Annotated in this window: 6 protein-coding genes and 1 tRNA gene; 4 read left to right on the top strand and 3 right to left on the bottom strand. The window is 72.6% G+C overall.

Features of this window, described 5'->3' with window-relative positions; translation table 11 throughout:
* The first annotated feature begins 162 nt into the window (after positions 1 to 162).
* A complete protein-coding gene (locus AB0898_RS31240; protein WP_366806428.1) occupies positions 163 to 381 on the top strand; it encodes a hypothetical protein in 219 nt (72 codons plus the stop codon).
* On the opposite strand, the gene AB0898_RS31235 is transcribed toward AB0898_RS31240, so the two are convergent.
* Together AB0898_RS31235 and AB0898_RS31230 are read right to left on the bottom strand one after the other, a co-directional pair.
* Positions 354 to 1,112, bottom strand: coding sequence for a class I SAM-dependent methyltransferase (locus AB0898_RS31235; RefSeq protein WP_407078440.1), 759 nt, complete (start codon positions 1,110 to 1,112; stop codon positions 354 to 356). The two genes, AB0898_RS31240 and AB0898_RS31235, sit on opposite strands and share 28 nt — an antisense overlap.
* A gap of 58 nt (positions 1,113 to 1,170) precedes the next feature.
* Positions 1,171 to 1,992, bottom strand: a complete 822-nt coding sequence (locus AB0898_RS31230; protein WP_407078441.1) for a class I SAM-dependent methyltransferase — start codon at positions 1,990 to 1,992, stop codon at positions 1,171 to 1,173.
* 320 nt (positions 1,993 to 2,312) lie between these two features.
* On the opposite strand from AB0898_RS31230, the gene AB0898_RS31225 reads away from it, so the two are divergent.
* From AB0898_RS31225 to AB0898_RS31215, 3 genes are all read left to right on the top strand, one after another.
* Positions 2,313 to 3,221, top strand: coding sequence for an ADP-ribosylglycohydrolase family protein (locus AB0898_RS31225; RefSeq protein ID WP_366806425.1), 909 nt, complete (start codon positions 2,313 to 2,315; stop codon positions 3,219 to 3,221).
* A 75-nt stretch (positions 3,222 to 3,296) separates the two neighbouring features.
* Positions 3,297 to 3,368: transfer RNA gene (locus tag AB0898_RS31220), tRNA-Lys, on the top strand.
* Positions 3,369 to 3,371: 3 nt separating this feature from the next.
* Positions 3,372 to 5,672 (top strand): hypothetical protein, encoded by a 2,301-nt coding sequence (locus tag AB0898_RS31215; RefSeq protein ID WP_366806424.1) that lies wholly within the window; start codon positions 3,372 to 3,374, stop codon positions 5,670 to 5,672.
* Between the two features lie 148 nt (positions 5,673 to 5,820).
* On the opposite strand, the gene AB0898_RS31210 is transcribed toward AB0898_RS31215, so the two are convergent.
* Positions 5,821 to 7,200 carry a hypothetical protein gene (locus tag AB0898_RS31210; protein ID WP_366806423.1) on the bottom strand — a complete coding sequence of 460 codons (1,380 nt, stop codon included), beginning with the start codon at positions 7,198 to 7,200 and terminating at the stop codon, positions 5,821 to 5,823.
* Positions 7,201 to 7,285: the final 85 nt, after the last annotated feature.

The following is a 7,285-nucleotide window of genomic DNA, read 5'->3' as shown; positions in this document are numbered from 1 at the left end:
GCTTAGCCCGGATGCCGCGACAGGATGCGGCGCCCCGCCGTGCGGGGCCCCCCGACCCATACACGGTCGGGGGGCCACTGCCGCTGCGTTGCCGCTTGCGCGTGACCGCCTGCCGGTACGGGCCGTAGAACACCGTCGAGTTCTACGCGGAGCCGCCGGCGCATGGTCGAGACCCTCCGGTACTTCACCGTCGCCCAACTGGCCGCCCTGTGCGTCCCGCCGGACGACCCGGACCGGATCGAGTTACAGGAGCACATCCTCACCGACGAGCACATGGACCGCCGACCTGCTGCCGCCACCGTGACCGGCCCCTCTCGCAGGCTTGAGCGCGCATCGGGACGGCTCGCCCGGTTCTACAGATCGGCGACGAGAAGCCGGTAGCCGACATCGAGGGCTTCGCGGTCGAGCAGGCCGGCATGGCGTTGGTGCCACCGGCCGGAGGACAGGTCGTCGGACAGGCGGGCCAGGCCCGGCTGGATGACGTCGTCGCTGAGCTGGGCGAACATCGAGATGCCGGCCCGGACCCGCGGATCGAGGTATGCCTCGGGCCGGCGCCAGAAGGCGGCGAGGAATCCGTCGGTGCAGTCGTGCGGGACGGGGACCGGCTCGACGCGGGCGCCGCCCAGCAGCGTGACCAGGCGGTCGACCGCGACCGCTCGTGTGTCGTCGAACGCGGCCGCTTCCGGCAGGTACTCGTCCAGCAGCCAGAACCCGCGGCTGACGTCGTGGTCGAAGGTGAAGACGACGATCCGCTGCCGGGCGATACGACGGAGTTCCCCGATGCCGGCTTCCAGGTCACTCCAGTGGTGCACGGTCAGGACGGCCATCACCGCATCGGCCGAGTCGTCGGCAAGGGGGATCGACTCCGCCGACGCCTCCAGAGCCCGCGCGGCTCCGGCCGGACGCTGGGCGATCATCACTGCGCTGGGTTCGACGGCCAGCACCGTCTCCGCCGGTTCGTAGGAGCCGGCGCCGGCCCCCACATTGATCACGCTGGCGGCACCACCGAGGGCTCGATGGATTCTGGCGGCGATTCGGGGATCCGGTCGCCGGGTGTCGGCGTAGGCCGCACCGATGCTGTTGTAAGTCGCCACACCCCGCAGTATGCCCATTCCACAGGCACCGGAAAGAGCTCGCGGCGTTGTCAACCGCCGCCCCCCGTGTCACGAGTCAGCACGCGCCGCCCCCGGGCTTCCACCCCCAGGCGATGAGCAGGCCGGCCGACAGCGCGGCGCAGTCGTCGCGGTCCAGGTACCGCAGCGCCGCGTCCAGTCCGGCGTCGTCGATCTGTCCGGTGGCGAGCATCAGCTGTCGGCCGCGTTGCCATGTATCCGCCCAGAAGCGGCTGATGGGGCTGCCGGGCAGCAGCGGCGGGACATGGATCTCGGCGGCGACGGACGCCAGACCCGCCTCGCGCAGCAACCCCGGGTAGGACGGCACCCAGGACACATCGGTACCGATGGCGTCCCCCAGCCCCTGCCACATCGCCCGCATCGCCACGGTGTACGGCGTCACCGGCGCCCGGTCGCTCGTCAGGTCCACCGCGTCACCCAGGACCAACACCCCACCGGGTTCGACGAGTTCGGCCAGTCGAGCGATCAAGCGCTCGTGCTCGGGCAGATGCATCAGCACGAAGCGCGCATGCACCAGCCGGAAGCGCCCCGGACCGAAATCCGGATCGGTGATGTCGGCTTCCAGCACCTCAAGCCCCGGCACACCCCGCTCACCGAGGAAACGCACATCCCGGTCGACGGCGAGCACGCTCGTCACCCCGAGCTCCTCCAGCAGCCGGCGGGAAACGGTCCCCGTACCCGCCCCCACGTCCAGACAACGCCACCCGGGCCCCACGCCCAGCGTCCGCAGCCGGGCCACGGTGAACGCGTCGTACGCCAGGGCGCCGTAGTCGATACGCTCTCCCTCGCCCGCCGCCTCGGGCCGGAAGACCGCCTCGCCGTAGCGCCCGAAGCCCCCTTCCCCACCCGGCCCGGCGATCACGCCGCCGCTCCCCGGGGGACACCGAGGCGACCGACGACGAACACCATCACGCCGAGCGCTTCCATGACCGGACCTCTTCCACACACCACGGCAGTCCAAGACGGCGCACGGCACCGCACCACACCTCCCCGATCCTCCACCGGCACCCACCCCCACAACCGAGGCGCGCCGCACACCCGCCGAACGGCCCAGGGCGCCCCAGGGCGATCAGCGGCTGCGAGGGCACGGACCGGGCCGCCCGGCATCATCCCCAGGTCAGAAGCCTGGCGGCGCGAAAATCGCGGTACGACATCGCATCACGCCGCGATACTGCACCGATGATCAACGTGCCCCCCGCCGCGCTGGCCTCGCTGCACGGCCTCGCGTTCGGCGACGCCTTCGGCGACCGCTGGTTCGGCATCCTGCGCAGGCACGGTCCGGCCGCCCTGGAGGCGCGGACGCTGCCCCCGGAGCCGCTGTGGCGGTGGAGCGACGACACCGCTCAGGCGCTGGTGGTCGTCCGGGAGCTCGTCGAGGGCGGGGGCACCGTCGACCAGGACCGCCTGGCCCTGCGCCTCGCGGCCGCCTACGCCGAGGACACGCACCGGGGCTATGGAGCCTCGATGCATGACGTGCTGCGCCGCATCGGCGCGGGCGAGCCCTGGCAGGAGGTGGTCGGCGGGCAGTTCGGCGGCCAGGGCTCCTGGGGCAACGGCGCGGCCATGCGCGCCGCCCCGCTCGGTGCCTGGCACGGCGCCGACCTCGATGCGGTCGTGGCGCAGGCCGCGCGCCAAGGCGCGGTCTCGCACCACCATCCGGAGGCGGTCACCGGAGCGGTGGCGGTCGCCGTGGCCGCGGCGCTGGCGACCCGCAGCCGGGGCGGGCCGGCCCCGGCCAGAGCGGACTTTCTCCGGGCGGTCGCCGACCGGCTCCCCGACAGCGACGTCCGGTCGGGGGTGCGGATCGCGGCCCGGATGCCGGAGCGCACCTCGGCCCGGCACGCCGCGGAGGTCCTGGGCTCCGGCTACCGGATGTCGGGGCCCGACACCGTCCCGTACGCCCTGTGGTGCGCGGCGGGACACCTCGACGACCTGCACGAGGGCCTGTGGGTCACGGTCGCCGGGCGCGGCGACATCGACACCACCTGCGCCATCGCGGGCGGGGTCATCGCCGCCCGCACCGGCGTCGCCGCCCTCCCTCCCGCGTGGCACGCGGCCCGCGAACCGCTGCCCCCGGTCGTGACGTAGTACGAGCTCCAGCTCAAGCACGCCGGAAAACCCGTTTGTACGGTGATCATCCCAACGCGTATCGTCAGTCGTCATCGGCGTGTAGCTCAGCAGAAGAGCACCGGGCTCTTCACCCGGAGGGCGCAGGGGCAGAACCTGCCACGCCGGCTTATGAACGACAACGCTGAGCAGCAGCCCCTCGCCGTGGCCCCGTCCTCTGCGCAGGCCCAGCTGGCCAAGGCTTTCACGACCGCGTTGACCCACGAGGACGCCGGCACACGGCGTCGCGCCGACGCGCGCGGGGAACGCTGGCGGCAGGTTCTCGCGGGAATGGCCGCGGGCCGGCTGTCCATCGGTACGCGCACACCCGTGGACGGCCTTCCGGCCTGGGTGACGCCGGAAGTGGTGCGGGGCGGCTTCGCCACCGGGACCGCGAGCGCGGGCGGACCGCTCCAGGCCTACGAGGCCGAGGCGGCGCGGAGTTTCAAGGTGACCCCCGAACGGCGCGCGCTCTTCGCGCACTGCCTCACCGAGCCCGGACTCGCCTGGCTGTGGGCCCGGCTGGACAGCGGCGACTACGAGACCGTCGTACCCGAGGAGGCCGCGCTGCTCACCATGGCCTGGCTGGTGCGGCACGGGGAGACGGACGCGGCGCTCGATCTGGTGGCGGAACTGGAGCCGTTCGCCGACCGGTTGAGGTTCCTGCCCCGCCCGGCGTCCGGCCCCGCGCCGGACGCCACCGTGGCCGTCCACCGGCGCACCGTCTCCGACGCCGTCGGCACCCTGAAGCGGCGGCGCCCCAACGACGCCGTCGAGGCCCAGCGCGAGGCGCTCGCGGTGTGGCAGCCGTTCGCCGACGAGCTGCTTGTCCACTGGCTGCGGACGGCGCGGGACGGCCGGGTCCTCGAACTCGCCCCGGACGACGACTGGTTGGCGCGGGGCGAGACCCTGCTCGCCCGGTACCGGCTGCTCACCGCGGAGCACACCCGCTGCACCAAGCACCGAAACCCCAAGGAGAACCTGGGTGTTCTGCGCGGCGCGCTCGAAGAGGCCGTCGCCGGACGGCCGTTGGACGCACGCCGGCTCGGGCTGCTGCGGCATGCGGTGACCTCCATGGTGCGGCGGCGCGGTCTGCCGGGCTCCGCCGCGCACACGGCCCTGCGCCGGCGCCAGAGCGATCAGGCGGCGCTTCCCTCGCACCACGCCCTGGCCCAACTGGTGCTGCGCCGGCTCGCCGTGCTGCCGCAGGAGACGGGCGTCGGCGATGCCGCCCCGCTTCTGGCCGCCGTGACCGAGGAGGAGGGCCGTGCGTCCGGGCTGCCCGCCGGAGCGGACGTACCGGCCGCGATCCGGCAGGTGGTCGAGTCCGCGCTGAGCGCACCGCTCGGCACGCTCGTGGAGCGGGGCATCGTGCCCTCCGCCGAGGTCCTGGCCGAGCTGGTGCCGCAGCTGGTCGCCGCCACCACCGCCCAGGCGTACGGCGAGGAGACGCTACGGGCGCTGATGACCGCGAACTACCGCGCGTTCCGGAGCCGCCGCTCGCTGCTCCTGCTCAACCTGGAGCGCCAGGTACGCGTCGAGGAACTGCCCTGGGTACGGGCCGTGTCGGGACAGCGGTCCGCCGCGGTGGGCACCCCGGACGACGAGGGGGCGCTCGGCGTGCTGCGGCAGCTGGGCGAACTGGCCGTGCAGGCATTCCCGGGCACGATCCTGCCCAACCCGCTGGTCCGCGAGTTCAGCGTCCTCGCACGCCAGTGTGATCTGGGCGCCCCGTTCGTGGAGGAGCTGGCCGCCGACATCTTCATGGGAACGTTCAGCCCGAAATTCCTCAAGGCGGCGCGGATCGCGGGCGAACTGCTCGGCGGCACGCTGTACGAGCGCTACTACGGCATCGACTACGCGGCGATCCGCAACCTGGCGGTCATCGAGAGCGGTACGGCCCTGACCCGTTCCTACGGCGCCCCCACCTCTCCCGGCTTCGCCCGCATGTGCGCCGAGCGGGCCGGGACGGCGCAGCGGTCCTGGTCGGCCGCGGCGAACGGCACGGTGATCGAGCAGGCCCAGATCCTGACCACCCACAACCTGGCGACACTGGTCCACCGGGTGGGCATCGCCCCGCAGCCCGGCTGGGCCGACCTCGCGCACCGGTGCTTCGCGACCGTATGCCGGCTGACCGCCCGTGCCCACCACAACCCACGCCCCCTGGGCACCATCAAGGACGCCGCCTACGCATGGCGCCAGCTGCTGTTCCACCTGTCCCTGTGCCCCCCGGCCGAACAGCGCCGCCTCATCGCGGACCTGTCCGAGGAGACGACCCGCCACCCCACCCACGTCACCACCCGCCTGGCCCCCGCCCTCAGAGGCCTGACCCTGATCGCGGAGGGCGGCACCTTCGGCACCGACGGCACGGCGGACGACGGCCGCGCCCGGCGCTTCCTGGGGTGGAGCACGGGCGGCCACTGGATGCGGTGATGCCCCGCGCCGCCCCCGCTGTGCCCCGTCCCGGCTCGTGCCCTCGGAAGTCCTGCTCAAGGCTCTGGCCGCCCCGCACCACCCACTACGGCCTGCCGGAACACGAGCAGCCCGGCATGTACGGGGGAGCGGCGTCGTGCACGAGACGCTAGACCCAGATCTCGTGCTCGTCGCGGTAGTGCGGCCACGGCCGCCAGGCCTGCCGTGTGGCGAGGACGTGCTTGATGCCCGCAACCCATGACCCCGGCCGCAGCAGCTCGATCAGGTAGCGGTCCAGCTCGGAGCGGCCCATCTGCAGCGTCCAGCCCGGCGTCATCGTCAGCCCTCCGGGCAGTGCCACGGCCCGCAGCCGTTCCTGCTGGTGGATCTCCATGACGACCTCGCCCGGCCGAAGGTCCGCCTTCCCGGGCGGGCGTACCCAGCGGGCATCCAGGCCGGACACCTGCAGCAGGCGTGCCAGGAGAGGACCGGAGGTCTCCACGGTCGCCACGGCGTAGTCGCCGATCAGGCGGGCGCAGGCCATCGGATGCAGCGGGTAGTTCGCCCAGGGCACCCGCAGCGGATCGCGGGCCGTGCTGTCGAGGGTGGTGGCGTAGACGTTGTGGTCCTCGCGGCCGGCCGCGATGCCCGCCCGTCGCAGGCTGGCGTCGGCTGTCTGCTGAAGGCGCTCGTCGAACTGCCTGGACGACAGCCCCTGCTGGGCGCATCCGTACTGGTCGATGACGAACAGGGACCGGCTGCCAGGCACCTCGGTGGCGTAGACGCCCTCGGTCGCGGCCCGTTCGAGGGCCTCGCGCAGCACGTCCAGATGCGTACGCAGCGGCAGGTCCAGGTCGTAGAGGAGCTCTGAGGCGTTGTCTCCCGGCAGCGGGCCGCCGTCGAGCACCGCCGCGCGGGCCTGGTTGATCCGCCGTAGCTGAGCGCTCTTGGTGTTGTTCGGGTTGGTCTTGATCTCTTCCGTACGCGGGGGGCGCACACCGTCCCAGACGGTGATGTCTCCTATACGCAAGCAGTTGGTCAGGTCGTGCAGAAGCGCGAAGGCACCGTCCTCTTTGAAGGCTCTCTCGACGTGTTCGCGTTCCGCCCGCAGTCCTGCCTTGCCGTACATCAGGCCGGGCGAGTCGTTGCGGCACAGAGCGAGGATGAACGGGCGGTGGAAGCCGAAGGCACGCCAGGCCAGCGCGTCACCCACCGAGCGCAGCTGGCGGGCCAGCCGGTCGCACACGTCCTGCTCGAATCGCCAGGTCGCCACTTCGGCGAGGTCACGGCCGGACCGGGGCTCCGGCGCCCCCGGCTGCGGCCCCTTGCCGCCGCGCATCCGCTTGGCGGCACGCTTGAACCCCGCGCGGTCCTTCTCCACCTCCAGCAGGCGGTCGAGCAGGTCCCGCTGGAACTCGAACCCGGCCTCCACCGTCTCGCACGCGCGAAGCTGCTGAATGAGCTGCGCCAAGACCGGCTGCATCGCCTGATGGCGCGGGTGCACCATCATGTCGTCGGGATCGTAGGCGCCGGCGCCGAACAGGTTCATCCCGCCAGTGTGACGATCATGACGGTTCCCTGTCGCTGCTTTTCCGAGCCGCCGAAGGCACGTTCGCATCCTTGGTGCGTCGATG

Source organism: Streptomyces sp. NPDC005435 (assembly GCF_040703155.1).
In the GTDB taxonomy this organism is placed as follows: domain Bacteria; phylum Actinomycetota; class Actinomycetes; order Streptomycetales; family Streptomycetaceae; genus Streptomyces.
The sequence above is the reverse complement of the archived record's forward strand: the minus strand, read 5'-3'. Positions and strand labels throughout refer to the sequence as shown.

Excerpts from the sequence above, each read along its gene's own strand:
- AB0898_RS31240 (WP_366806428.1), top strand. The coding sequence starts at position 163 with ATGGTCGAGACCCTCCGGTACTTCACCGTCGCCCAACTGGCCGCCCTG.
- AB0898_RS31235 (WP_407078440.1), bottom strand. The coding sequence starts at position 1,112 with ATGGGCATACTGCGGGGTGTGGCGACTTACAACAGCATCGGTGCGGCC.
- AB0898_RS31225 (WP_366806425.1), top strand. The coding sequence starts at position 2,313 with ATGATCAACGTGCCCCCCGCCGCGCTGGCCTCGCTGCACGGCCTCGCG.
- AB0898_RS31215 (WP_366806424.1), top strand. The coding sequence starts at position 3,372 with ATGAACGACAACGCTGAGCAGCAGCCCCTCGCCGTGGCCCCGTCCTCT.
- AB0898_RS31210 (WP_366806423.1), bottom strand. The coding sequence starts at position 7,200 with ATGAACCTGTTCGGCGCCGGCGCCTACGATCCCGACGACATGATGGTG.